23 protein-coding genes and 1 tRNA gene are annotated in these 25,511 nt (G+C 66.3%); 4 read left to right on the forward strand and 20 right to left on the reverse strand.

All coding sequences use genetic code 11. The features are described 5' to 3' along the window. Positions 1–504 precede the first annotated feature (504 nt). From RR42_RS14880 to RR42_RS14940, 13 genes are all read right to left on the reverse strand, one after another. Complete coding sequence (locus tag RR42_RS14880; RefSeq protein WP_158408285.1) at positions 505–1,497, reverse strand: FecR family protein; 993 nt, start codon at positions 1,495–1,497, stop codon at positions 505–507. Positions 1,498–1,587: 90 nt separating this feature from the next. Beyond that, on the reverse strand, positions 1,588–2,112 hold the full coding sequence (locus RR42_RS14885) for an RNA polymerase sigma factor (protein ID WP_043348251.1): 525 nt from the start codon (positions 2,110–2,112) through the stop codon (positions 1,588–1,590). Then, on the reverse strand, positions 2,113–2,829 hold the full coding sequence (locus tag RR42_RS14890; protein WP_043348255.1) for an STN domain-containing protein: 717 nt from the start codon (positions 2,827–2,829) through the stop codon (positions 2,113–2,115). Positions 2,830–2,962: 133 nt separating this feature from the next. Then, entirely contained in the window at positions 2,963–4,357 is a 1,395-nt protein-coding gene (locus tag RR42_RS14895; protein ID WP_043352147.1) for a trypsin-like peptidase domain-containing protein, read from the reverse strand. Between the two features lie 7 nt (positions 4,358–4,364). Beyond that, a complete protein-coding gene (locus RR42_RS14900) occupies positions 4,365–4,835 on the reverse strand; it encodes a hypothetical protein (protein WP_052494639.1) in 471 nt (156 codons plus the stop codon). A gap of 231 nt (positions 4,836–5,066) precedes the next feature. Beyond that, positions 5,067–5,606 carry a YbjN domain-containing protein gene (locus RR42_RS14905; protein ID WP_052494640.1) on the reverse strand — a complete coding sequence of 180 codons (540 nt, stop codon included), beginning with the start codon at positions 5,604–5,606 and terminating at the stop codon, positions 5,067–5,069. A 98-nt stretch (positions 5,607–5,704) separates the two neighbouring features. Further along, positions 5,705–6,646 carry a peptidylprolyl isomerase gene (locus RR42_RS14910; RefSeq protein WP_043352154.1) on the reverse strand — a complete coding sequence of 314 codons (942 nt, stop codon included), beginning with the start codon at positions 6,644–6,646 and terminating at the stop codon, positions 5,705–5,707. Positions 6,647–6,837: 191 nt separating this feature from the next. Further along, positions 6,838–7,605, reverse strand: coding sequence for a hypothetical protein (locus tag RR42_RS14915; RefSeq protein WP_043348257.1), 768 nt, complete (start codon positions 7,603–7,605; stop codon positions 6,838–6,840). Positions 7,606–7,615: 10 nt separating this feature from the next. Beyond that, positions 7,616–9,379: a putative porin gene (locus tag RR42_RS14920; RefSeq protein ID WP_082055021.1), complete on the reverse strand. Its 1,764-nt coding sequence runs from the start codon at positions 9,377–9,379 to the stop codon at positions 7,616–7,618. 86 nt (positions 9,380–9,465) lie between these two features. Further along, a complete protein-coding gene (locus RR42_RS14925) occupies positions 9,466–10,176 on the reverse strand; it encodes an energy transducer TonB (protein ID WP_236701917.1) in 711 nt (236 codons plus the stop codon). 10 nt (positions 10,177–10,186) lie between these two features. Then, positions 10,187–10,597 (reverse strand): ExbD/TolR family protein, encoded by a 411-nt coding sequence (locus tag RR42_RS14930; RefSeq protein ID WP_006158977.1) that lies wholly within the window; start codon positions 10,595–10,597, stop codon positions 10,187–10,189. A gap of 15 nt (positions 10,598–10,612) precedes the next feature. After that, positions 10,613–12,412, reverse strand: a complete 1,800-nt coding sequence (locus RR42_RS14935; RefSeq protein WP_043348260.1) for a DUF2341 domain-containing protein — start codon at positions 12,410–12,412, stop codon at positions 10,613–10,615. 67 nt (positions 12,413–12,479) lie between these two features. Next, complete coding sequence (locus RR42_RS14940) at positions 12,480–14,117, reverse strand: ShlB/FhaC/HecB family hemolysin secretion/activation protein (RefSeq protein ID WP_082054909.1); 1,638 nt, start codon at positions 14,115–14,117, stop codon at positions 12,480–12,482. 326 nt (positions 14,118–14,443) lie between these two features. On the opposite strand from RR42_RS14940, the gene RR42_RS14945 reads away from it, so the two are divergent. The 3 genes from RR42_RS14945 to RR42_RS14955 all read left to right on the forward strand — a co-directional run bounded on the left by RR42_RS14945 (position 14,444) and on the right by RR42_RS14955 (position 15,989). Beyond that, positions 14,444–14,776 carry a hypothetical protein gene (locus RR42_RS14945; RefSeq protein ID WP_043352163.1) on the forward strand — a complete coding sequence of 111 codons (333 nt, stop codon included), beginning with the start codon at positions 14,444–14,446 and terminating at the stop codon, positions 14,774–14,776. A 56-nt stretch (positions 14,777–14,832) separates the two neighbouring features. Beyond that, positions 14,833–15,300, forward strand: coding sequence for a membrane protein (locus RR42_RS14950; protein WP_043348263.1), 468 nt, complete (start codon positions 14,833–14,835; stop codon positions 15,298–15,300). 326 nt (positions 15,301–15,626) lie between these two features. Continuing rightward, positions 15,627–15,989: a hypothetical protein gene (locus tag RR42_RS14955; protein ID WP_043348266.1), complete on the forward strand. Its 363-nt coding sequence runs from the start codon at positions 15,627–15,629 to the stop codon at positions 15,987–15,989. A gap of 168 nt (positions 15,990–16,157) precedes the next feature. On the opposite strand, the gene RR42_RS14960 is transcribed toward RR42_RS14955, so the two are convergent. The 6 genes from RR42_RS14960 to RR42_RS14990 all read right to left on the reverse strand — a co-directional run bounded on the left by RR42_RS14960 (position 16,158) and on the right by RR42_RS14990 (position 23,245). Continuing rightward, positions 16,158–16,236, reverse strand: a tRNA-Ile gene (locus tag RR42_RS14960). Positions 16,237–16,263: 27 nt separating this feature from the next. Beyond that, the gene (gene rpoD / locus RR42_RS14965) at positions 16,264–18,540 is read right to left on the reverse strand and encodes an RNA polymerase sigma factor RpoD (RefSeq protein WP_043348269.1); all 2,277 of its coding nucleotides are present in this window, start codon (positions 18,538–18,540) and stop codon (positions 16,264–16,266) included. Positions 18,541–19,026: 486 nt separating this feature from the next. Next, positions 19,027–20,841 carry a DNA primase gene (gene dnaG / locus RR42_RS14975; RefSeq protein ID WP_043348273.1) on the reverse strand — a complete coding sequence of 605 codons (1,815 nt, stop codon included), beginning with the start codon at positions 20,839–20,841 and terminating at the stop codon, positions 19,027–19,029. A gap of 225 nt (positions 20,842–21,066) precedes the next feature. Next, positions 21,067–21,516 carry a GatB/YqeY domain-containing protein gene (locus RR42_RS14980; RefSeq protein WP_043348277.1) on the reverse strand — a complete coding sequence of 150 codons (450 nt, stop codon included), beginning with the start codon at positions 21,514–21,516 and terminating at the stop codon, positions 21,067–21,069. A gap of 130 nt (positions 21,517–21,646) precedes the next feature. Next, positions 21,647–21,859, reverse strand: a complete 213-nt coding sequence (gene rpsU / locus RR42_RS14985; protein WP_043348281.1) for a 30S ribosomal protein S21 — start codon at positions 21,857–21,859, stop codon at positions 21,647–21,649. A gap of 111 nt (positions 21,860–21,970) precedes the next feature. Continuing rightward, complete coding sequence (locus tag RR42_RS14990) at positions 21,971–23,245, reverse strand: NAD(P)/FAD-dependent oxidoreductase (RefSeq protein WP_043348284.1); 1,275 nt, start codon at positions 23,243–23,245, stop codon at positions 21,971–21,973. Positions 23,246–23,429: 184 nt separating this feature from the next. Between RR42_RS14990 and tsaD the strand changes: the two genes are divergently transcribed. After that, a complete protein-coding gene (tsaD, locus tag RR42_RS14995; protein WP_043352164.1) occupies positions 23,430–24,470 on the forward strand; it encodes a tRNA (adenosine(37)-N6)-threonylcarbamoyltransferase complex transferase subunit TsaD in 1,041 nt (346 codons plus the stop codon). Between the two features lie 65 nt (positions 24,471–24,535). Here tsaD and folE2 read toward each other — a convergent pair whose 3' ends face one another. Beyond that, the gene (folE2, locus tag RR42_RS15000; RefSeq protein WP_043348288.1) at positions 24,536–25,339 is read right to left on the reverse strand and encodes a GTP cyclohydrolase FolE2; all 804 of its coding nucleotides are present in this window, start codon (positions 25,337–25,339) and stop codon (positions 24,536–24,538) included. Between the last annotated feature and the right edge of the window lie 172 nt (positions 25,340–25,511).

The following is a 25,511-nucleotide window of genomic DNA, read 5'->3' on the forward strand; positions in this document are numbered from 1 at the left end:
GCCGGTACCGGTCCGAATCACCACGATATATCACGTCATGATGTTTTTGTGATGGGGTGGGCGCGGTGGTGAATCCCTCAGAACAATTCCGGCGGTGCCACCGCGCCCACGACGAAAACGGGACGCCCGCAGATTCGTGGCCGGTCAAGCCGGTACCGGCAGATGCCCGCCAACACTCCGGTCCGTACGACGAAACCAACGAGGCTGACAAGCCCGATTGCTCTGCCCCCGGCAGGGTCGACTTTCTTCTCGTTAGTCTTCTTTGCCGACGCAAAGAAGAGTGACCGGCAGCCCCCGCAGGGGGATGTCGTATGGCTGTTGGTTCCAAAAACCAACGCCGCCAAGAGAAACGAAACCGCGACCAACCCTGCGGCACGATGTCTTCACGCTCACCGCAACACCAACCCCAAGCCCTTCATCGGGACCAAGAGCGCTCGCACGCATCCTGCTGAAGCGCATGCGCGCCAATCGCCAATCAAGTTCCAAACGGCATGGAACGCCGCACTAACCAAGCAACACGATCCCCCCCGGCAACGACCGCACCTCCAGCCCAAGCGAGCGCTGCATCTGCGCAATCGCCTTATCCAGCGACCGAATCTGAAACCGCCCCGTCACATGCCTGCCCGCCACCCGCGTATCCAGCAGCACCACCCTACCCGGCCGATAGCGATTGATCTCCTCAACCACCTCACGCAACGGCGCATCGGCAAACCGCAGGTAGCCATCCCGCCACGCCGGCATCCCTGTCGGATCGACACGCAGGATGCGCCCGAGCGCAGCACGATCGTAGCTGAGTTGCTGCTTGCCGCTCAGCGTCGCGATGCCTGTGGCATGCGCCACCTGCACGGTCCCCTCGACGCAAGTCACGCATGCGCCGGCAGGCGTGAGCCGCACTTCGAACCGGGCGCTCTGCGCAAACGCGCGTCCCGGCCCGGCGACGACCGCGAACGGCCGCGGCGCATTCAGGGTATCGACGGCGGCTTCGCCGGCGATCAGGTCGATGCCCTGCACACGCCCCGCTCCGGAGCGCACGGCAATACTGGTGCGCGTATTGAGCTCGACGGTGACATCCTCGGCCAGCGCCAGCCGGCGTTGCTCGCCGGTCGCGGTGCGGTAGTCCGCGCGCATCTCCTCCACGGAAGGCCACAAGCCCAGCGGCGGCCGCATGACGGCCACCGTCGCCGCGGCGGCCGCCGCGCTCATGGCGCCGCCGAGAAATGCACGCCGCTGCCAGTTCGGCGCGCGCGGCGTCCCGGCAAAACGCAGGCTGGCCGGGTTGCGGGCCACCACCAGCCGGCTGGCCTCGCCCAGTTGCGCCCATCGCTGCCGTGCCACGGACAAAGCCGCCTGGTTGGCGGGATCCGCCATGCACCAGCGCCGCAGCGCGGCGCCGTCGGCCTGCGTCATCTCGCCCGCCGCCACGCGGCGCACCCAGGCGAGCGCCTGCCGCTCGATCGCGTCAAGCGTGCGTTCCGGTTGTAGCGCAGGATTCATCATTCGTATCATGGCATCAAGCGAGCCGCCACCGTGGTTTGCCCGTGGACATAGACAAGACGGTTGGGAAGCGACAGATCGGCATGCTTTTTTTCATCCATGCTTGGGGCTATGGGCCATGCAGTATTCATGAGCACGCTTGAGCTCCAGGCCGATCAGGCGCGGCGACACGCCGAAGCGCACCGCGGCCTCCTGGTTCGACAGTTCATCGACCCGCACCGCGAGAAAGATCGCCCGTCGGCGTGGCGGCATGCTTTCGATGAGGCGTGCAACGGCCTCGACCTCGTCACGCGCCGCAACCGTTTGCGCGGGGCCGGGCGCAGGGTCGGCAATCTCGGCCATGAGCGTCTCCATCTCTTCGGCGCTCATGTAACGGCGCTCGCGCTGCAGCCGGTCCAGCGCCAGGTTGGTGGCCATGCGCATCAGGTAGGCAGCCGGGCTCTTGACCGGATCGCCCTGCTCCTTGCGGTCTTCCAGGTGCACCCAGGTATCGTGCAGCGCATCGCTGGCGAGTTCGGCCGAGCCCAGGCGCCATGTCAGGCGGCGCTTGAGGTCGTCGTAGCGTTGCGCGAGCAACTCGCGCAGGCTGGAGCGGCTGGAGCGGCTGGAGTCGCTCATCTATCGGCTCGCCTGCCGGCCGCAGGGCGGCTGGCACGAGCCGGAGCGGGCCGCCGCCGCATCACAGCGCACCGGCTTGACCAGCAGCACGAATGCCTTGGCCGGATCCCCGGGCGGCTGGCCCACATCGACGTGCTCCACGGTCTCGATGATGGCTGCATCGCGTGCCTTGTCGCCGGTGGTGTCCAGCAGGCGCGCGTGCGCAACGTGGCCGGCCGCGTTGAGCTGCACATAGAGCGCAAGGCGATATTCCCCGAGCGCGAGTGCGGGCCGCGCGCAGAGCGCCTGATAAACCTGCGACTGCACAGCGCCGTCATATTGCCGCGCCGCGCTGGCCGGGGGCTGCGCGACGGCCGTGTCCGCGTAGCGCGGCGCGGGCACCAGCACAAAGGCGTCGGCCGCGGTTGCCTGCACGTTCAGCCCAGTGCCCTCGAGCATCTTGCGCAGGGCGTTTTCCGGGCTGAAGGTGCCATGGACGGCAGTCGAGGTTCGCCCCGCTGCCAGCTCGGAAGAAAAGAAGACGGACAGGCTGGTCTGCGCGTCGTATTGCGCCAACGCTTGCTTGAGCGGCTGGGCCGGCAGGTCGAATGCCATCTCGCCCCCGGCGCGGTTGGCGGGCTGCTGGGCGCGGGTCTGCTGGCAGGCCAGGCATAGGGCCAGGACCGCCATATAGACAACCAGTGCGCGCGCACCGGGGGATGCGGCCAAACGTGCCATCACGATCCAATGCCATGTGCGTTGAGGAGTCCTTGCCGCATCGGGCGCTCGGCCCAAGTGCATATCCGTGCGCATCGTAGGGATCCAATGTGACGCCGCCGTGAATGCGTGGCGCCCACTGCCGTGACATGGCTCACTCCTCCTGCGCGGGACCCGCCGGCTGCCGCGTCTCGATCGCGACAAACAGCCGTGCGTTGCCGCGCTGGACCAGCAGCGCCACGGCACCGTCCGCAGCGCTGGCCTCGTCGGCCAGCGCCTCGATGCTGTCGACCGGCTGGCCGTTGACGGCGAGAATCACGTCGCCAGCGTTCATGCCGGCGCGCGACGCGGCCGCGTTCACGCGCTGCACCAGCAGGCCGCCGTCGATACGCAGCACCTGCCGCTCTTGCGCCCACAGCGGCCTGACCATCATGCCCAGCGGCGCGTGCCCGGGCGCGGCCGGGCGCGCCACCCGTGGCGCGTCGAAGCGATCGGGCCGCACCGCCAGCACGAGCGCGGCGCGGTCCCGCCAGAGGCGCAGCGGTACGGCAACGCCGGGGGCCAGGTCCGCGATGAAGATCAGCGCATCGGCGGACTGCACGACGTCGCACTCGCCCACCTGCAGGATCACGTCGCCCGGCTTCATGCCGGCCCGGCCGGCGGCCCCGCCGGGCTGCACATAGCTCACCAGCGCGCCCGCGGGCCGGGGCAAGCGGAACGAATCGGCCAGGGCCTGCGAAACCTCCTGCACCGCCACGCCGATACGCCCGCGTGTCACCGCGCCCTGGCGCAGCAACTGGTCCTTGATGCGCATGGCCACATCGATGGGGATGGCGAACGACAAGCCCTGATAGCCGCCGCTGCGGCTGTAGATGCGGGAATTGATGCCGATCACCTCACCCTTGAGGTTGAACAGCGGGCCACCGGAGTTGCCGGGATTGACCGGCACGTCGGTCTGCAGGAAGGGCATGTACTCGGCGCCGGGCAGCACCCTGCCCTTGGCGCTGACGATGCCGGCCGTGACCGAGTGGCTGAAACCGTAGGGTGAGCCGATGGCCAGGGCCCAGCTGCCCACTTCCACGCTCGCCGCGTCGCCGATCTTCACCGTCGGCAAGCCGGTGGCGTCGATCTTGAGCAGCGCGACGTCGGCAACGGCATCCAGCCCGATCAGCCTGGCCTTGAACTCGCGCCGGTCGGTCAGCTTCACGCTGACCAGGGACCCGCGCGCGACCACGTGCGCGTTGGTGAGGATATAGCCGTCGCCGCTGAGGATGAAGCCCGAGCCCAGGCTGGTCTCGTCGACATTGTCCTGGCCCTGCGCACGCCCGCGCAGCGGATCGGGCGATGCCTCGCGGGCTACACCGATGTTGACCACCGCCGGGCCATTCTCGCGGACCAGCCGCGAGAAATCGGGCGCGGCTCGCCATGACGCCGCCTGCAGCGGCGCGCATCCGGCCGTGCCTGCCGCCAGCGCAAAGAGCAGCGCCATGGCGGCAAGAGCCAGCGAGCGCCGCGCGAATCCGCTGCGGCGGCCCAGGTCGAAAGCCATCGCCACCTCAGCTCGCTTGCGCGCCATCCAGCCCCAGCCCCAGCACCATGGGCTGGCGCATATCCGGTGGCGGCGGCTCGGGCAGCGCCTTCGTCATCAGCACCGCGCGCAGGTCCGCGTCGGCCTGCGGATTGCCCAGCGAGTCGAACTCCATGCGCGCCACGCGGCCATCGGGAGCAAGCCACACGCGCATCACCAACGACGCGCCCGGCAGCGCGCGGGCCTGCATCCAATCCTGCATGCGCAGGGCGCTCGCGTCGGCCGGGTCGCCCAGCCGCGCCTGGAACTCCGCGCTGGCCAGTTGCGCATAGCGCATCCAGTGCTGCGGGAACGGCTGCGCCGGGGCGGCGGCGGAAGACGCCGCGCCCAGGCCCACCAGCCCCAGCGTACGGAGCAAACGCCGCCACATCTTCTGTGGCACGGCCAGCTTGCGCGCGGCAGGACTGGCCTGCCGGCTTGGCTCAATCGGGGAATGCATCGAAGTTCCTGTCTTTCGTCATGGCGCAACCGGCCACGAAGGCCCGCAACGTAGTCATACAAAGACGGAACTCACCGTCGGGATATGCTGTTTGTCATGGAAGCTTCATACACCGTGCGCATCGAGACCGGGGCGTCACCATTTGCCTCGCTCCAACGGCACGGTGATCCAGGCCCTGGCGCCGCGGCCGCCCTGCTACGAAATGCCTGCTGATTGGCGGTGCGTTGGTCACTACGCGGCGGCGGCCTCTTCCTGCGCAGGGGCATCCGCAGTTGCATCGCCAGTTGCATCGGCACCTGCAACCGCATCCGATACCGCCGGCTGGAAGTTGCGCAGATGCAGGAAGAACTGGCCCATCATCTGCGTCCACAGCTGCAGTGCCACGGTGAGATAGTCGGGGCCCACGCCGCCGGAGATCACCACGTCCATCTCAAGCACCAGGAATTCGCCGTGCTGCGCGACGCGCGCGAAGCGCTTGGCGCGATGCCAGTCGCCCAGCACACACTCGGGCAACGCGCCGCCTTGCACCCGCAGCGGGCAGCTCAGCGTGAAATCCAGGTACGCATCCGGCGCAAGCGAGTTGCCCCAGAGGACCTGGAAGCCAACGCCGTGGCTGGCGCTGTGCAGGCGCAGCACGCCGTCCTGCTCGATGGCCGTCACGGCGCAGCCGGCGGCCTTGATGGCATCGCCGACCTGCTCCGAAGTCACTGCCATCAGCAGTGCGGGCTGGCTGTCTGCCGAGGTGTCGATCTGGGTTGCGGTGGTGTTCATGGGTATCTTGGTGATTAAAAGATTGGGACTTGGATTGAAGCTTGGATCGGGATTGAGGCTTGCGTGACCGGGCGCCGCAATCCGCACCCGCGTCCTGTTCAGTTCGCCTTGTGCAGCACGGCATCCAGCGCGGCGGTGTCGATGCTGGCCGCGCCAGGCGCAACCAGCCTTGCCATATAGGCCTGCACGAGCTGCTGCTGGCGTTGCTGGCGCATGGCCGCCACCAGCTGCGGCTTGATCTCGTCGAGCGTGGCAATGCGGCCAGCCTGCGTGTCCAGCAGCTTCATCACATGAAAGCCCGCGGCCGATTGCACCGGGTCGCTCACCTGGCCAACCTTGAGCCTGGCAACGGTGTCGCGCACTTCCGGCAGCATCTGTGCCAGCGGCAGCGCGCCGACCTCCCCGCCGCGTTCGGCACCGCGGGGATCCTGCGAGCGGCTCTTGGCGAGCGCCGCGAAATCGCCCTGCCGTGCCTGCGTGGCAAGCTTGCGGGCTTCATCGCGTACCTTGGCCGTGGCCGCGGCATCGCTGCCCTGGGTGGCCAGGAAGATCTGCGCGACGCGGTAGCTGGCGGGCACCTGGAAGTTCGCCTTGCCGCCTTCATAGGCTGCGTTCACCTCGGGCTCGGACGGATAGCCCGCCGGCAGCTGCGCGACCGACTCCAGGTAGGTCGAGGCGACGATCCGCGCGGAGATCTCGCGCATGGCGGCATCGACGCGCGCCTTTACCTCGGGCCGTTCCGCCCAGCCCTTGCCCTGTGCCTCGCGCAGCAGCGCTTCACTGGCCAGGCGCTGGCGCAGCCAGTTCTCGATGCCCGCGCGGTTGCTCCTGGCCGCGGCGCGGTCCGCTTCCGGCAGGCCCTGCAGCAGCCGCTCCACGTCATCCTGGCCAACGGTGACCGAGCCGGCGCGCGCCACCACCGGACCGCTTGCCGTGGCGGGCTCCGCGGCCTGCACCGGCGCTGCGCTCAGCCACGAGGCCAGCAGGACGCCGATGGCCGCGCGCACGGGCGGCAGCATGGACTGGGCATGTGATTTCATTCGAATCATCTGTGTCTTACCTTTTTTCTCCGGGAGCGCGGGCGAACGCCTGCGCGGGCCGGCGGCATCGCCTTGCCCGCGCGCAGGCCCGCGCGCCTCATGACATCGCAGCAACATGACAAAACACTCACGCCCCAGCAACAGCAGGCTCGGCGCCACCGCCATGCGCGGTCCGTTGCTGGCGTTGCGCGTCATGGGCGTGGCGCCTCTGCCGCGCCCGTGGTGCTCGTGGTGCTCGTGGTGCTCGCCGCAGCATTGACATCGGCAGCCGCCTGCGCGGGTGCGTCGGCGGCTGCCGCGGCGCCGGCCGCGAAGCGCCCTTCATACAGCTTGTCGCCATACTCCTGCGCGATCTGCTCGAACTTCACCCGGCTCTGCGCCGCGAAGGGCTGGCGCGCGATCATCACCGTGCCCAGGTCCACCGTCTCGTAGGCGCGCAGGATCTCCTGGCCCACTGCGTAGAGCTTCGCGTTCTTGGCCTCGCACTGCGCCACGGTGGCATGCTGGGCCTTGGCCTCCAGGGCCAGGCGCTGGCGGTCCGCCTCGGCCGCGCGCGCGAGCTTGAGCAGTTCGTCATAGGCGTTGCGGTACTGTGCAATCTGCGTGCTCGCCTTCTCGGCAACCGCCTGTGCCTGCTGTTGCGCCTGCTGGTTCCTGTCACTCAGCCGCTCGCGCTCCTGGCGCTCGGCAGCGAGTTGGGCACGGGCGCGCTCCAGTTCCTTCTTCGCGTCGGCGTCCGCGCCGGATGGCGCGGCGCCGACATGTGGCGCGCCGGCCTTGAGCGCGGCCAGTTCGTTCTGCGCCTGTTGCAGCTGCGTGGTGGTAACGCGCAACTGGGCGCGCAGGCGCTCTTCCATGGTCTGGGCCGGCTGGGCGTGAGCCGCTGCGCCGGCCATCATGAAGCTGGCGGCGAGCGCCAGTGGACGCCAGGCGCCGCGCAAGCGTGATGTGGATGACACGGTATCCCTCCTAGAAGCGCGTGTTGATCTCGACCTGCAAGATATCGATCGCCAGCGGCGGGCCATAGACCTCCTTGGTCGACGTCCAGCGGCCGGTCACCCACGTGTTCTTGTCGAGCGCGTACGAGCCGCCCACGTAGTAGCCGCGTGCGTTGGTGCCGCCCAGGTGGAAGGTCGAATCGTTGTAGCCGTCCGGCATGGCATCCGGCTCGATGCGCTTGTAGCCAAGCAGCATGTTCCAGTCGCCCCTGGCAAGCGTCACGGGCTTGCCCAGCGTGGCCTGGAACATATAGGCGTTGCCGCCGCTCTTGAAGTCCGCGCGGCTGGTGCCGCCGCTGCCGCCGAAGTTATTGACGATGCCGCCGTTTGCACGCGAGAACATGCCGCCCTCGTCGTAGGCCAGGTTGCGGATGTAGTTCGCATCCATGCGCAGGCCGAGGCTGCCCGCCACCTTGGTTTCCCAGCGGAAGTTCAGGTCCAGCAACTGGAACTTGGAGGCCAGGCCCACGTATTGCGGCTGCGGCGTGCCAGCCGGATCCAGCGGATTGAGCGCGATATTGCGCAACAGCATCAGCGTGTTGCCCTTCTGCATGAAGGCCGGGCGTGACCAGTCGGTGCTGCAGCCGTCGGCGCCGGCGTACAGCGCGCAAGGCTGCGACACCTGGCCGCTGACGTTGCGGAAGTCGTAGTACGCCAGCGCACCGCGCAGGCGGTTGTCGTTGTTGAGCTTCCAGCTCGCGCCGATCTGTGCGCCCAGCAGCCATTTCTTCTCGCTGCTCGCCTTGTTCTGGCTGCGGCTGGGGAAGCTGTCGGAGGAATACTCGAGCGGCACCAGGCCGAGCGTGCCGAACAGCGCGACGTCCCGGTTGGGCAACGCCTTGTCGAACTGGGCGGCCAGGCCGTCGAAGTTCAGGTCGTTCGAGAACAGCAGGTCGGACGACACGAACGGGTTGCCGAAGCGGCCGGCGGTGAGGTTGACCCATTCGGCCGGCTTGTACGACAGCCAGCCCTGGTCGAGCCACACGTTCTTCTTGGCCAGGCCGCCGCCCAGCGTCTGGTTGGTGGACACCGGGCTGTCGTCGTTGCCGGTGGCAATGCGGATGCCCGCGTGCGTGCTGTCGGAAATATCGGCCAGCACGCCGAACCTGGCGCGGGCACGCAGCAGGCTCACGCGGTTCTGCCGCGTGTTGACCAGCGGCGGCAGCGAGAGATTGGTGTTCGGGTTGACATCGAAGCCGCTGCTCTGGTTGATGGCCGCCCAGTCGATGGCGATATCGCTGTTGTTGCTGGAATAGAAGCGCGATTCGTCGCGCACGCGCACGTCGCCTTCGATGCGGATGCGCTTGGTCCACTCCGGCGTTTCGTTCGGTGCCGCCCAGCCTTCGGCCTGGGCCTGGGCCATGACCTGACCCTTGACCTCGTCGCGGATCTGGTCGCGCACGGTGTCGGAAATATAGGGCACGCGCACGTCGCCCGGCTCCACGCGCATGCCGCCGGCAGCGGTGGCCGATGCCGAGGCCAGGCGCTGCGCCTGCTGCTGCGCCATGGCTTCGGTCTGGGCCTGGGCAAGCAAGGCTTCGCCGGCATCTTTTTTCAGGGCGCCACTTTGCATCAGGCCACGGATCAGCTTGACCATGGTGCTATCGGCGGGTGCCGCGCTTTGCGCGTAGCCCGCGCCGCTTGCGCCGAGCAGCGCGATCGCCGTGGCGGCGGCCAGCGCGTGGGTCTTGCGGGCCGGCTGCGCATGGCGTCGGGAGTTTGCTGGATGGTTCATCGGTTCGTTCACGAGAATGAGGTGGAATAGGTGGGGCATGCGGTAGGGCATGCGGTGAGGCATGCGGCGGCGGCCTGCAGGCCGCGTCACGGCCGGCGCCCCTTGATCGACATGCGCATCGGAAAGCGCAGCGACGCCGGCGGCCGTTCGTCGGCCCGGAAATCGCGCACCATGGCCAGCACGGCTTCATCGGTCTGCGCGTTGCCGGTGCCGCGCACCAGTAGCACACGCGTGGCGCGGCCGTCGGCGTCCAGCCACAGCTCGATGCGGATGTCCTCGAACGCCAGCTGCCGGGTGCGCTGGTCGCGCGCGAAGGCCTGCTGCAAGGCACCCGAGACGTAGCTCGCGTAAGACCGGCTGCCCAGCCCGCCGCCACCGCCGGTCATGCCGCCGCCGCGCCCGGCCTGGATGCCGAATGCATCCGTGCCGGCTTGCGCCGCGCCGTCGATCGTGACCGGGTCGCCGAGATCCTTCGACGGGCTTGGGGGTGCGTCGTCCTTTGGCGCTTCCTGCGGGTCCGCCGGCTTGGGCTCGGGCTCGATCACCTCCGGCTTGACCTTCTCCGGCACCGGCTCGGGCGGCTTCTCGAGCTCGGGAGGCGGAGGCGGCGGCGGTGGCAGCACCAGCATCGGCGTGGCCGCCACCTCGCGCTTGGTGCTGACGGTGTCGGACAGCAGGCGCCAGACCAGCACGGCCAGCCCGATGATGACCAGCGCGCCGATGATCAGCCCGCCCCAGCGGCGCCACAAGGCGATGGCGCGCTGCCGGGGAGGAGGAGTTGGATCACGATGTTTCACCCGACTCTCCTCACGCCGGCTTGCCGGTGACCAGGCCGATCTGGTTCAGGTCGATGCGCCTGAGCAGGTCCAGCACCTCCACCACCTTCGCGTACTGCACGGCGGCGTCGCCCCGCACGATCACGGGGAAATCCGGCGTGAGCGCCTTCTCCGTGCGCAAGCGCTCCTCCAGCTCCGGCAGCGTCACCGGATAGGCGTCGAGGAACACCTGGCCCGCGTTGTCGATCGTGATGGCCTTGGTCTTGGGCTTCTCCAGCGCGACCGACGAACTCGCCTTGGGCAGGTCCACCTTGATGCCCGGAATGCTGGCATTGCTGGTCAGGATGAAAATCACCAGCACCACCAGCAGCACGTCGACGAAGGGCGTGATGTTGATGCCGCCCGTGCGCTTCTTGGTGCCGAATTTGGCTGCGTATGCCATGGCCGCGCGCTCCCCTTAAGCCCGGTGCAGAGCAGCGGGGACGCGACGTCCCTCGCCCTGCTCTTCGGCCAGGCGCGTGGCGAACTCGTCCACGAACACCGCCATGTCGGCGCCGATCGAGTCCGAGCGCGAGGCGAGCCAGTTGTAGCCGAACAGCGCGGGAATCGCGACGCCCAGCCCGGCAGCGGTACACAGCAAGGCCGCGGCCATGCCCGGCGCCACCGAGTTGATATCCACCGCGCCGGCCATGGCCGCCACGACGAACACCAGCATGATCCCGATCACGGTGCCGAACAGGCCCACATACGGCGCGCCTTCGATGGTGGTCGACAGCCAGTTCATGCGCTTGGCCATGCGCTCGCTCTCGCGCACCATCACGCCATCCATGGCCGCGCGGATCGCGCTGATGGTCGCGTCGGAGACTGCGTTGAGGTCGTAGCCCATCTGATGGCGGCGGTGCAATTCTTCGACCGCCATTTCATACAAGCGCCACAGCGACGAATCCGCCTTGACGGCCTCGGGTACGCGGTTGCTCTTGGCCAGCTGGTCCAGCGGCGCGCCGGCCGCTTCGCGGAAATGCACCATGAATGCAGCGTTGGCGCGCGAGGTGGCGCCGTAGCTGCGGCCCTTGCTGATCATGATGGCCCACGACAGCGCCATCATGATGCCGAGCAGGCCCACCACGATCCAGGCGTCCAGCGGCATGGCGGCGAGGATGAAGCCGAAATGGCTCTTGCCGGCCTGCTGCTCGTCCGCGCCGAACACAGCCAGGCGCGATTCAGCACCTTGCGATACGGCGTCGGCGAGGATCAGCGCATCCGGGCGCGCGACCTTGGACAAACGCACTTCATCGATGGCACCGGAAAACGGGCTCAGCGCGGTAGCCGCGGCCGGCGCGTTGGGCGCTGCCCCTGCCGCCGCGTCGGCACCGAGCGTGGCCGGCGTGTTCAGCGCCGGCAAGGCGGTTGCCAGCGATGCGGCAGGACGTCCACCGACATACAGCGACACGCTCTTGCCATCGGACTTGACTGCCAGGTGCGACCACTGCCCCGCCTGCACGGGCTGGCCGGGATTGCTGCGCTGGCCATTGACCTGCACGAACGGCACACCCTGGTCGATGCCGATGACGAGTTCGCCAGCGCCATCGCGGCGCGCATAGACGACTTGCTGCGGGCCGAGCTTCTCGGGGCGTACCCAGGCGGAGAAGCCGAACGGCGCGCCGGCTGCCTGCGCCAGCGATGGCGACGACGGCAGCACCAGCGGGGCGGCGCCGAGCTGCGCGCCCTTGCCGATGACCGTGCCATCGACGCTCACCACGGCGGTCTGGCTGTGGTTGCCGTAAGCCGTGGTGTCGCGCGCCGGCACGCTGCCTTCGGCAAAGTGGTAGACCAACGTGTAGTCGGGGTCGAAGGTCCGCTGGCCATTGCCCGATGCCGGCGCCTTGGCGTTGCCGTAGTACATCCACAACTGCTGCGGGCCGGCGGCCGAGACCGACGGGACGTCGATCCAGATCAGCGCGATGCCCAGGAGCGGATCGAACTGTTCGATCTGGTGGTTAAGCACGGTCTTGTCGTCGGCGGCGACAAAGCGCAGGTCGGCGCCGGTCTCGCTCACGCCTTCAAAGCTGAAGTTGCCGGTATGCAGGCGCAGCAGCACCGGGGTACGCCCGGCATCGCCGCCGATCGCGCCGGCCTTGGGGCCGGCGTCGATCGTGATCGGCTTGCGATAGGCCCAGTCGGGCTGCCACCAGGCATGGGCCAGGTCCGGCAGGAGTGTGCTCAGCAGCGTGAGCACGAGCAAAAGGATGCGTCGCATGACAGTGGTTCTCGGTTAGCTCGTCGGGAGTCGATGTATCAGGTTGGAAACGGCGCGCTGCACGCGCTCAGTAGCTGGCGGTGACGCTGAAGTTCACGCGCGGGTCGCCGCGCTGCGTGCGTGGCCCGTCCTTGAGCGGATAGCCCAGGTCCAGGCGCCCGGTGACCTTCTGGCCGAGGCGGAACGTGGTGCCCACACCTACCGAGGCGAGCGAGAAATTGCTGTTCTGCTCGGGCAACGGATCGCGCAGGCGGACCTGGCCGGCATCGGCAAACAGGTAAGCACGCCAGTTTTCAACCACGGAAGTGAAGAAGGCCAGCGGTGGCGTGCGCATTTCCACGGACCCGACCACGCCATAGTCTCCGGTGGACTCGGCGGACAGGTAGCCGCGCACCGAGTTCATGCCGCCGGCTGCGATCTGCTCGTTCGAGACCAGTGGGGAATCCGTGATCTGGGCAGCCAGGCGCCAACCCAGCTGCGCGTTGCCCGCGAAGGTGTAGGCGCCATTGGTATCGCCCTTGAGCACCATGAAGCTCGGCGACGCCTTGTAGCGCTTGTTGTCGAATTGCAGCGCGGTGCTGCCGTAGCCAAGGAAGCTGCGCGTGCCCGCGACCAGCGACAGGTTCAGGCCATAGGTGCCGCGCTCCGTCTGGCCGAAGCCCGAGTAGCCGAGCGTGATCGGCGCGTACTTGAGCGGGACCGTATTGCCGGTGCTGCCCAGGCGCGTCACCTCTTCGTTGTCCTTGAAGTCCACGCCCGCGCTGAATGCGTGCCACCACGCTCCGGTGTTCGGCACGGTGTAGGTGGCCTTCACGCCAACCGCATGGCCCTTGCCCAATACGTTCGTGCCGCCCGTCGTCGCGACGTTGCTGTCCGATTTGTAGCCAGAAGCCTCGAGGCCCCAGTTAGTGCCACGCAGCGGCGCCACATACGAGCCAGACCACACCTGGGTCTGGTTCAGGTCCTGCGGGGCGCCAAAGAAGCTGACCGAGGCGCTGTGCCCCAGCTGCCAAAGGTTGTCGTGGCCCAGCGAAGCCGTGGCCCGCAGTTGCTTGGTATCCGCGCTGTAGTCGTTGTTCAGGCCCACGCTCGCCCGCCACGGGCTGCTGTCCTCGACCTTGAGGTCAACGTCCATGGTGCCAGGCAGCGCGCCCTGCTTGACCAGCGGCATCACCTGCCGGTTCGCGGTCCGGTTCAAGGCAGTGAGCTCCGTCTGCGCCTGGTTGAAGTCCGGCACCGTGCCCGGCGCCAGCGCGGGCACCTGCTCACGCACCTCTACCGGCGAGTTGTACTGCGCTCCCACCACACGCACGCGGCCCACCTTGGTCTCGCTCACCTGCAGAAAGACCACGCCGCCGACCGCCTGCTGCTCAGGCAGGTCCACGTACACCGACTGGAACCCCTTGGCCTGGTAGGCCGCCAGCAGCGCATCGCGCGCGCCCTCGATATCCTTCATCGTGCGCTTCGGCCCAAGGTAAGGCGTGACCGCGCGCTCGATCGCGCGCGCATCCAGCACCGTGTTCCCACGCACGATGTACTCGTTGATGTCGACGCGCCGTTGCGCATCGGCCTGCACGCCAGGCGTTGCCGCCTCGGTGGCAGCGGGGGCCTGCGCCATCGCGGTTCCCTGCGTCCCTAGTCCTAGCACCGCCAGACATAGCGCCCTCCAGCGCGCGGACGCATCGTTCTTGTTCTTGTCATGCATGTGTTTGCTCAATCCCTTGCGAAACAATTGCCGTCGTTCCCTTGCGCCGGCGCCTCGACCAGAGGCAAGTCGTAAGCGATCGCATCCGATGAGGCCATGATGAGCGGTCATCATTTCAGCGCCGCGTACGATTGGTTAGACGAACGGCCCGCGCGCCGACTGTCGTTTGTCACGAAAGCTTCATGTGCTGGCGCGGAGCATGGCGATGCGCCTCGACGGCGGCGATATCGCAGGGCAATTGCATGCCGCGCCACCCGGAATGGAGCGCTACACTTCAGGCATATCGTCAATGGCGTGGTTGGCAATCAATGAAGACGGAGCACGAAATGCGCGGATGGCTGAACGCTGTAGTGATTGCCGCAGGTAGCCTTGGCGCGGCCTGCCCGCTACTCGCTGCGGAGGTATCCCCACCAACCGGGGATGGCACGGCGCGCTGCGTCGAGGTCGAAGTCAATGGCATGCGGGCCCCATCGTTTCCTTGCCTGACGCAGAAACTAAGTCCCAAGCCCGCCCCCGGCCAGCCGCCCTCGGAGCGCAAGCTGGCGTCCGAGGCCATCGTGGAGCGTCCCTCCAACGCCCTGGGGCTGTTCAACTACTCGGCGACCAGCCACCGCATGGGCAACACCTTCGGCACATCGGTCACGCCGCAACGGCCATAGCCACGTTAGCGGCCGCAAGCTAGTTCATTCACCACGGATTCTTTAAAGGAAAAGACGTGCCATTCATCATCGCCGGCCTCGCCTTGATCGGTGCCCTCATCTACGGCGCGGTCCGCCTGTACGCCACGGTGGCCGCAGCCTATGGCGCGATCGCCGGAACCGCTGCCGTCTTGTTCTGCGCGGCGCTGCTCGTGGCATTCGTCGCAAGCCTTGTCCGCCGCTACCGCGCGATCCACGGCGTCAAGATCAAGGGCGAGCGCATCCTGTCGCTGGAGGGCGAGTGGGGGACGATGCGCGTGGATCCGGAACGCAAGCGTGGCGCGCTGGATGTCGATGGACAGCAGGCGAAGTTTATTTTTGCGGATATAGCGAGTGCCGCCGCGCTGGAGAACGGCACCGCATGGATGCTTGCCTTGCGCCTTGAACACCAGGCGCAAGACAGTTGGCAGATCCCGATGGCAAGCCGGAAGGAAGCGTTGCGCTGGGCGAAGATATTCGACCTGGCCGCCGTGCAGAAGCTATGAAGGCCTGGTGCTGCGCGGCTCGCCCGAGCGGCACGGACGGCAACGCCATCGGAGCGAACGCGCCTGCCTCGGTGCGGGCCTGAGCGGGCGCAATGCCGCCTTGCGTGTTCAGGCGCTGAACGCAATGCACTTCCGCTAGCAAGCCCACCCCTTTCGGAACTCGTCGCCTGCAACAGCAATACATGGGCTCAACCACAGGCGCGCGGCAAAAAATGATCACTGGAATTCTGCAAGCCTGACGGCTACGCTGATAGGCGGACCGTTGCGCCAGGTGAGCGCGCGAGGGTCGTCGGCTTTACATCGACTTTGATTGGAAGGAGTCATCCATGAAGATCGCTATCGCAGTGGCAATTGCAGTTCTCCTGCCGGGTACCGTCTACGCCGCAGGCCCCGCAAATCCAGCGGATCGCTACGACTACAACATGCGTAGCACCAACAAGGACGGCTATGTGCCGGACCCTCAGCGCACGACCAATAAAGACGGCTACGTACCCGACGCCGAACGCGCTACCAACAAGGACGGCTACGTGCCAGACACCGCAAAGGCCAACGACAAGTTTGACCCGTACACCCAGGGTGCCAACCAGAACACGGCCTCGGCGCTCACCGACTCAAAGGCTTCTACCAAGAAGCCGGCTGGCAAGGCGCCAAGCCAGAAGAAATCGCCCACTGCCGGCATGGACAAATAGCGCGGCCTGCTTAGCCAAAGTCCGACGCGGCGACAAGGGTGCAATAAAGCGGCGATAAGGCGGCTGTATAGCTGCAATGCAGCGGTGGCCGGGCCACGATTCGCAAGTCCGCGCAAACGCCGCGGCAAAGAAAAAGCCCCGCAGGAATCTGCGGGGCTTTTTCAACAATGGTGGGCCTCCCGTGAGTCGAACACGGCACCAACGGATTATGAGTCCGCTGCTCTAACCAAGCATGAGCTAGAGGCCCTGGAAAGTCAGACCGGCATGATACCGATCAACTGCCTTCAAGGAAACTCTTTAGCTTATCGGAGCGGCTCGGGTGACGCAGCTTGCGCAATGCCTTGGCTTCTATTTGGCGGATCCGCTCGCGGGTGACGTCGAACTGCTTGCCGACTTCTTCCAGCGTGTGGTCCGTGCTCATCTCGATGCCGAAACGCATGCGCAGCACCTTGGCTTCGCGCGGCGTGAGCGAATCCAGCACGTCCTTGACGACGTCGCGCATGGAGCCGTGCAGCGCCGCTTCGGCCGGGGCCAGCGTGTTGGTGTCTTCGATGAAGTCGCCAAGATGGGAGTCGTCGTCGTCACCGATCGGCGTTTCCATGGAGATCGGTTCCTTCGCGATCTTCATGATCTTGCGGATCTTGTCTTCCGGCATCTCCATCTTCTCGGCCAGCGTTGCCGGATCCGGCTCGTTGCCGGTTTCCTGCAGGATCTGGCGCGAGATGCGGTTCATCTTGTTGATCGTTTCGATCATGTGCACCGGGATACGGATGGTGCGCGCCTGATCGGCGATCGAGCGGGTGATGGCCTGGCGGATCCACCACGTCGCGTAGGTCGAGAACTTGTAGCCGCGGCGGTATTCGAACTTGTCCACCGCCTTCATCAGGCCGATATTGCCTTCCTGGATCAGGTCGAGGAACTGCAGGCCGCGGTTGGTGTACTTCTTGGCGATGGAGATGACCAGGCGCAGGTTGGCCTCGGTCATCTCGCGCTTGGCTTCGCGGGCGCGCTTCTCGCCCTCGCTCATCTTGCGGTTGACTTCCTTGAGTTCCTTGAGCGGCAGCACCACGCGCATCTGCAGGTCGATCAGCTTTTGCTGCAGCTCGCGCACGGCCGGCACATTACGTTCGACGATGGTGCTGTACGGCTTGCCGTCTTTGATAATCGTGTCGATCCACTCGAGGTTGGTCTCATTGCCCGGGAAACGGGCGACGAAATCCGCACGCGGCATGCCACACTTGTCCACCACGATCTTCAGGATGGAGCGCTCGAGCTTGCGCACCTCGTCCACCTGACCACGCAGCGTGTCGCACAGGCGCTCGACGTTGCGGGCAGTGAAGCGGATGCTCATCAGCTCGTTCAGGATGGCTTCCTGGGCCTTGACGTAGGACTTGGACTTGTAGCCTTCCTTCTCGAACGAGCGGCGCATCTTGTCGAACTGCTCGGCGATCACGCGGAATTTTTCCAGCGCGGCCAGCTTCAGTTCCTCGAGCTGGCGTGCCGAGGCAGCCAGGCCGCCAGCATCCTCATCCTCGTCTTCGTCCGATTCCTCGCCGTCAGACTCCAGCTCGTCTTCCTCGGCAGCCGCCACCACGGCCGGAGCCGGCGGGGCCACGGGCACGTCCGCGGCGTTCGGGTCGATCAGGCCGTCGACGAACTCGTCGATCTTGATTTCATCGCTGGCAACGCGCTCGGCCAGGGCCAGGATCTCGGAGATCGTGACCGGGCAGGCGGAGATCGCCATCACCATGTCTTTCAGGCCGGCCTCGATGCGCTTAGCGATCTCAATTTCGCCTTCGCGCGTCAGCAGCTCCACCGTGCCCATCTCGCGCATGTACATGCGCACGGGGTCGGTGGTGCGGCCGAACTCCGAGTCAACGGTTGAAAGTGCCGCCTCAGCCTCTTCCTCCGCTTCTTCCTCGCTGGTGGCCGACGGTGCGTTGTCGTTGAGCAGCAGCGTTTCGGCGTCCGGCGCTTGTTCGTAGACGGCAATGCCGATGTCGTTGAGCGTGGCGACCAGCGTGTCGATCGTTTCCGAATCGACCATGTCGTCCGGCAGGTGATCGTTGATTTCCGCGTACGTCAGGTAGCCGCGCGACTTGCCGAGCTTGATCAGCGCCTTGAGCTTCTGGCGGCGTACTTCCAGTTCTTCCTCGGTACCCTGCTGCGTCGAAGCGAACTCCTTGAGCAGGGCCTTTTCCTTGGCCTTGCGGTCGCGAGCCTTTTGCTTGTCGCTCTTGGGCGCGGCAGTCGGCGTTGCTGCCGCGGGGATCTCGTCTTCGTAAAGCTCTTCAGTCACGTCGTCTGGTGTGCTGTCGTCGCGCTGCGCTCCGGCCTTGGGCTTGCGGCCACGCTTCTTCGGCTCCGGCTTGACTGCCGGAGCGGCGGGACGCTCGGATGCAACGGGGGCGGAAGTTGTGGCATTCGGCGTGGCCTCGGGCTCGGCGGCGCCTGGCTTGGCGTCTCCGGTCTTGGCGCTGGTCGCTGCCGCTTTCTTGCTCTCGACTTCGGTATTCTGCTGTTTCGCCACGGTAATACTCTTGCCTTTCACAGGTACAGATGCGGCGTTCTTGCCGCTTGTATTGGCGCTATCGCCGCTCTCGTGTGCCGAAGTCGAGGGCTTCAGGTTTTCGGATAGGTGGATCCCGGTGGAAGTGGACGCTGCGGGCGCCTTGGCGCTCAGAGCTGTCTTGGCAGGCACAGGCTGGGCTGGCGCCTTGACTGACGCAGCTGTCTTCGCAGCCGCCGTTGTTTTCACGGACGCCTTGCCGCTCCCCGACTGGGGAGTTTTAGTGGAAACCTTTTCGGTTGCTTTGGCCTTTGCCATTGGCACGCTCACTTTCACCAGAAGGGGAGAGAAAGATCTCGCTATCCAAACCGGCTATTGTAGCACTAGCAATTAGCCGGCTTCCTAACAGGTGAGGTTTTCACCTGAAAAATCAAGGCTTAAGCGTAGCCAGGCCGCGCCAAACCTTCACTTATTTGTCACCACCCACCTTGCCCGACCTACCGGACGGTCAATCGGATTCAGCCCGATTCAACCCAACTGCCGACGGCGATTGATCTCGCTGACCAGCCATCGCATGCGGCTCTTGCCTTGCTCATCCGCGGTGCCCATGATCACCGACTGCTGGAGCATGTCGAGCTCGCGGCGCAACGGCCCCGCCAGCAGCTTGGCGATGGCGGTATCGAACTCCTGCTCGGCAGGTTCCTCATCGATCTCTTCGCGCAGTACCGCGGCGCGCACATTGGCGTAGACCTCGGCGTACGGCGACTGCGCCAGATGCTCGCTAAAGGCCGCGAAGTTCACCTCGCCCCGCAACTCGTCGCACGCTGACACCAGATGCGCCAGCACTTCGGCATCGGCCTGCTCGTCTTCCAGCAGCAGGGCCCGGCTATCGGCGTCGAGCCGGCTCGACAGCTGCGGGTAGCGCATCAGCAACTGCAGCACCCGCTGCTCCAGCCCGGTGGGGGCCTGGCGCTTGGTGCGCGGCCGCGGCTGGGCAAAACGCCCGACCCGTGCCGGGTCGCTCGCCAGCCCGCAGACGGCTTCGATTTCGGCCGGCGTGGTGCCGGTGGCATCGGCCAGCTCGCGCACGATCTGCAGCCGCAGGCCGCCTGCGGGCATGGACTGCAGCAGCGGCTTGGCCTCGTACTGGGCACGGGCGCGCCCTTCGGCCTGACGCAGCTCCTGCCCCTCCGACACCACCTGCAGCAAGAAGCGCGACAGCGGCATGGCATCGCGCACCTGCGCGGCAAACGCGTCGGTGCCCTGCTCGCGCACATAGCTGTCCGGGTCGTGCTCGGCGGGCAGGAACAGGAAGCGGATGGTCTTGTTGTCCGCCACGTACGGCAGGCAGGCCTCCAGGGCCCGGCGCGCCGCACGGCGCCCGGCGGCGTCGCCGTCGAACGAGAACACCACGGCATCGGTCTGGCGCAACAGCTTTTGCACATGCACCGCCGTGCAGGCCGTGCCCAGCGTGGCCACGGCGTTGGCAAAGCCCAGCTGCGCCAGGGCCACCACGTCCATATAGCCTTCGACCACCAAAACATAGCCGGTTTCCCGGATCGCATGGCGGGCCTCGAACAGGCCATACAGCTCGGTGCCTTTGCTGAACAGGGGCGTTTCCGGCGAATTCAGGTACTTGGGCTCGCCCTGCCCCATCACCCGCCCGCCAAAGCCGATCACCTGGCCCTTGGTGCTGCGGATGGGAAACATGATGCGGTCCCGGAAGCGGTCGTAGCGCCGCGGCTTGCCGTCGGCGTCGCGCTTCTCGGCGCTTTCGATCATCAGGCCGGCTTCCACCAGCGGCCCGGCGATCGCATCGTCGCGGTAATTGCCGAACACCGGCTCCAGTCCCTGCCAGTCGTCCGGGGCATAGCCCAGGCCAAACTGCGCCGCGATCTCGCCGGTCAGGCCGCGGCTCTTGAGGTACTGGATCGCCTGCGGCGCGCTGCGCAACTGCTTGCGGTAGAACTCGGTCGCGCGGGTCATGGCATCGGACAGCGCCAGCGAGCGCGCCTGCACTTCGGCACGCTGGGCCGGCGCCAGCCGGTCACGCTCCTCGGGCACGGACAGGCCGACCGATTGCGCCAACTCGCGTACTGCATCGGGGTAGGATTGCCCCGAGTATTCCATCAGGAAGCCGATGGCCGAGCCATGCGCCGCGCAACCAAAGCAGTGATAGAACTGCTTGGTCGGCGAGACCGTGAACGACGGCGACTTCTCGTTGTGAAAGGGGCAGAGCCCCATGAAGTTGGCGCCGCCCTTCTTCAACTGCACGTACTTGCCCACCACATCGACTATGTCGACACGGTTGAGCAGGTCCTGAATGAAGGATTGCGGAATCACCCGGCTTGTCGTCCTATGGCCGAACTGCCCGTGGAACCGGGCAGCGGCGATATCTGGTTCATGAAGTGCGTGACCGGCACTGCGCTTTCCTGCCTCTTAACATTACATTGTAGTGCAGACGCAACGGATTGCAGCCAGCGCCGGCGAGGGGTGCCTGGCAAAAAGTGCCTTTAGCTGTACTCCGCAGCCTCCCGCCGCCAAGTGCCAGCTAGCGCCCCGCCCCGGTCAACGCCCCGCCAGCGCAGCCTTGACCAGACCGGAGACGGCGGTCATGTCGGCACGGCCGGCCAGTTTGGCCTTGAGCACGGCCATGACCTTACCCATGTCCTGCGGGCCGGTGGCGCCGGTTTCCGTGACCGCGGCCTGCACTTCGGCGGCCACTTCCGCATCCGACAGGGCCGCCGGCATGTAGACCTTGAGCACTTCGATTTCCGCGCTCTCCTTGTCAGCCAGGTCGGTGCGGCCGGCCTGGGTGAACTGGGAGATGGAGTCCTTGCGCTGCTTGATCAGCTTTTCGATCACGGCCTGCACGGCGGTGTCGTCGAGCTCGATGCGCTCATCCACTTCCCGTTGCTTGATGGCGGCCAGCAGCAGGCGGATGGTGCCGAGGCGCTCGGTCTCGCGGGCACGCATGGCGGCCTTCATGTCTTCGGTTACACGGGCTTTGAGGGACATCGCATTATTCCAGGAAAGTGAGGGCGGGACGGTGCCGGCCGGGCGCAACGCCGGCCGTCGGGCCGCCAATGCAAAAACCCGCCGGAGCGTTGCCCACAGCGGGTTTTGATGCGGAACGCGAAGGGTACGCTCAGTACATCTTCTTCGGCAGCATCAGGCTGCGGATGCGCTTGTAGTGGCGCTTTTCGGCGGCAGCCTTCTTGCGCTTGCGCTCCGCCGTCGGCTTTTCGTAAAACTCGCGAGCCCGCAATTCAGTCAGCAAGCCGTTTTTCTCGATGGTGCGCTTGAAACGACGCATGGCAACTTCAAACGGCTCGTTTTCTTTAAGGTGGATCGTGGTCATTTTGCTGAAATAAGTAGCAGCTGTTAGCGGTTTTACGAAAGCTACAAGTGTAGCACAAGCGCTGTCAAGCCCGTATGGCGGTTTTTTTGCCGCCATGCTGCTTGACGCCGCTCAGGCCGTCCCCGCCACCATGGCCCTTGCGTTCTCGGCCACCGCCTGCCCGGCGGCCACGCCGGATGCCCAGGCCCACTGGAAGTTATAGCCGCCCAGCCACCCGGTGACGTCGACCACCTCGCCGATGAAATACAGGTTGGGCACGGTGCGCGCCATCATGGTCGCCGACGACAGCGCGCGCGTGTCCACGCCGCCGAGCGTGACCTCCGCCTTGCGGTAGCCCTCGGTGCCCGCCGGCACCAGTTGCCAGCTGTTGAGCGCCGCGCCGAGCCGGCGCAGTGCCTTGTCCGGCATATCGTGCAGCGGCTGCGCGCCGTTCAGGCCCGCTGCCGCGCACCAGGCGTCGGCCAGACGGGCCGGCAGGCGCTCGGCGAGCAGGTTGGCCAGGTGCTTGCGGCTGCCACCCTTTTGCTCGAGCAGCCACTCACTGGCGTCGTTGCCGTCGAACAGGTCGATGGTGATCGGCGTGCCAGGGCGCCAGAAACTGGAAATCTGCAGCACGGCCGGGCCGGACAGGCCGCGATGGGTCCACAGCAAGTCCTCGCGGAAGGCGCCGGCCGTCTTGCCGCTTCCCGTCGCAATGTCCACCTCCATCGACACGCCGGCCAACGGCACGAACGGCGCCCAGCCCTGCCCGTCGAACGTCAGCGGCACCAGCGCCGGGCGCGTCTCGACAACGCCCAGCCCGAACTGGCGGGCAATGCGGTAGCCGATGTCGGTGGCGCCGATCTTGGGGATGGACAGGCCGCCTGTGGCCACCACCAGCGCGCCGGCCCGCACCGGCCCGCTTGCCGTCATCAGCAGGAAATCGTCGCCCTCGCGCCTGACCTCGTCCACGCCGCAGCCGGTGCGCCAGTGCACGTTGCCCTCGCCGCATTCGGCACGCAGCATCTCGATCACCTGCTCGGCGCTGTCGTTGCAGAAGAGTTGGCCGCGGTGTTTCTCGTGCCAGTCGATCTCATGCTTGCGCATCAGCGCGAGAAAATCCTGCGGCGTGTAGCGAGCGAGCGCGGAACGACAGAAGTGCGGATTAGCCGACAAGAAATTGGCCGGCCCCGCCTGCAGGTTGGTGAAATTGCAGCGTCCGCCACCGGAGATGCGGATTTTCTCCGCCACCTTGGTGGCGTGGTCGATCAGCACCACGCTGGCGCCCCCCTGCCCCGCCACAGCGGCGCACATCATGCCGGCGGCCCCGGCGCCAAGCACCGCCACGTCGAAGCGCCCTGCGCGCGCGCCGGCCTGGCCGGCCTCTGTGGTCTGCTTGCTGCCCATGTCTGTCTTGCCCAATGAATGCCTGATTAGTGCCCGCGGAAGAAGCGCCGATTGTAGCGAAAAGCATGGCCAGCGCCGCTGTGCTACCCTGCTGGCCTCATGCCCGGCTGCCGGCCCGATGGTCGTCAGCCCGCTCCAACCCCTTGATTTGCCGGCCTCGCTTGATGCCGGCCTTGCCTCTCCCATGCTTGTCCTCGGCATCGAATCCTCCTGCGACGAAACCGGCCTCGCGCTCTACGACACGCAATCCGGCCTGCTCGCCCACGCCCTGCATTCGCAGATCGCCATGCACCGCGACTACGGCGGCGTCGTGCCTGAACTCGCCTCGCGCGACCATATCCGCCGCGTGCTGCCGCTGTTGCAGCAGGTGCTTGACGAAGCCGGCCGCACCCGCGCCGACATCAACGCGATTGCCTTCACCCAAGGCCCCGGCCTGGCCGGCGCGCTGCTGGTGGGTGCGTCGGTGGCCAACGCCCTGGGCTTCGCACTGAACGTGCCGATGCTGGGCGTGCACCATCTCGAAGGCCACCTGCTGTCGCCGCTGCTGACAGCCAATCCGCCGCCATTCCCGTTCGTTGCCTTGCTGGTTTCGGGCGGGCACACGCAGTTGATGGAAGTGCGCGGCATCGGTGATTACGCCTTGCTGGGCGAGACCCTGGACGATGCCGCCGGAGAAGCGTTCGACAAGACCGCCAAGCTGCTCGGCCTGAGCTACCCGGGCGGCCCGGAAGTCTCGCGGCTGGCTGAATTCGGCGTGCCCGGCACATACGCCCTGCCGCGTCCGATGCTGCATTCGGGCACCCTCGATTTCTCCTTCGCCGGCCTGAAAACCGCCGTGCTCACGCAAACCCGCAAGCTGGGCAATGTGTGCGAGCAGGACCGGGCCAACCTGGCGCGCTCCTTTGTCGATGCCATCGTCGACGTGCTGGCCGCCAAGTCGATGGCCGCGCTCAAGCAGACCGGCCACCGGCGCCTGGTGGTGGCCGGCGGCGTGGGCGCCAACCGGCAGCTGCGCGAGCGGCTGAACCAGCTTGGCGCGCAGAAGAAGATCGAGGTCTACTATCCGGACCTGGCCTTCTGCACGGACAACGGCGCCATGATCGCCTTCGCCGGCGCCATGCGCCTGCAAGCCGCGCCGGAGCTGGCCAAGCGCGACTACGGCTACGGCGTGACGCCGCGCTGGGAGCTGTCGGACATCCGGCTGCCGGAGCGCCCCGCCGCCTGAAGCGAACGCCTCGATGCAGTAAAAAAGCCACCTCACGGTGGCTTTTTTACTGAGGCACAGCGGGCTTACTGCGCGCGCTTGTCGCGCTCGATCACGGCGTAGGCGCTGTGATTGTGGATGGACTCGAAGTTCTCGGCCTCCAGCACATAGGCCACGATGCGATCGTCCGCATTCAGCCGCATGGCGATATCGCGCACCAGGTCCTCGACGAACTTGGGGTTCTCGTAAGCGCGCTCGGTGACAAACTTCTCGTCCGGGCGCTTGAGCAGGCCCCACAACTCGCACGAGGCTTCTTCTTCGGCCATGCGCACCAGCGCCTCGACCGGCAGGTCTGCCGCCAGCTCGACGTTCATGGTGATGTGCGAGCGCTGGTTGTGCGCGCCGTACTGCGAGATCTTCTTCGAGCACGGGCACAGGCTGGTGACCGGAACCAGAGCTTTCAGGAAGACCTTGGTGGCGCCGTTGCGCACTTCGCCGATCAGCGTGACTTCATAGTCCATCAACGATTGCACGCCGGATACCGGCGCGGTCTTGTTGATGAAATACGGGAAGGTCACTTCGATGCGGCCAGCCTCGGCTTCCAGCTTGAGCAGCATCTTGTCGAGCAGCGTGCGGAAGCTCGCCAGTTCCAGCGGCTCGCGTTCTTCTTCCAGCAAAGCGACGAAACGCGACATGTGCGTGCCCTTCTGGTCGGCAGGCAGATGCACGTCGAGATTGAAGGTGCCGACGGTGGCCAGTACGCCGGCCGGCGTCTTCAGCGACAGGGGGTAACGCACGCCCTTCACGCCAACCCGCTGGATGGGGATCTGGCGGGTATCGAGGCTCGACTGCACGTCGGGCATCACAAAGGCGGGATTGATGTCATTCATATCGATCAGGTTTCCTCTACGGTCGCGGCATTTTTCGCAGTCAACCTTGCCGCGCAACGAGTGTGAAACCGCGGGGATGGCAAAGCCGATGGCTTCCCGCAGCTGCGAACACAGAACCTTGGATTCTAAGGGAATTTGCCTTTGACTGCCCACGAGCGGGACGATACCCGTA

It is taken from the genome of Cupriavidus basilensis (assembly GCF_000832305.1).
Classification (GTDB): Bacteria; Pseudomonadota; Gammaproteobacteria; order Burkholderiales; family Burkholderiaceae; genus Cupriavidus; species Cupriavidus basilensis_F.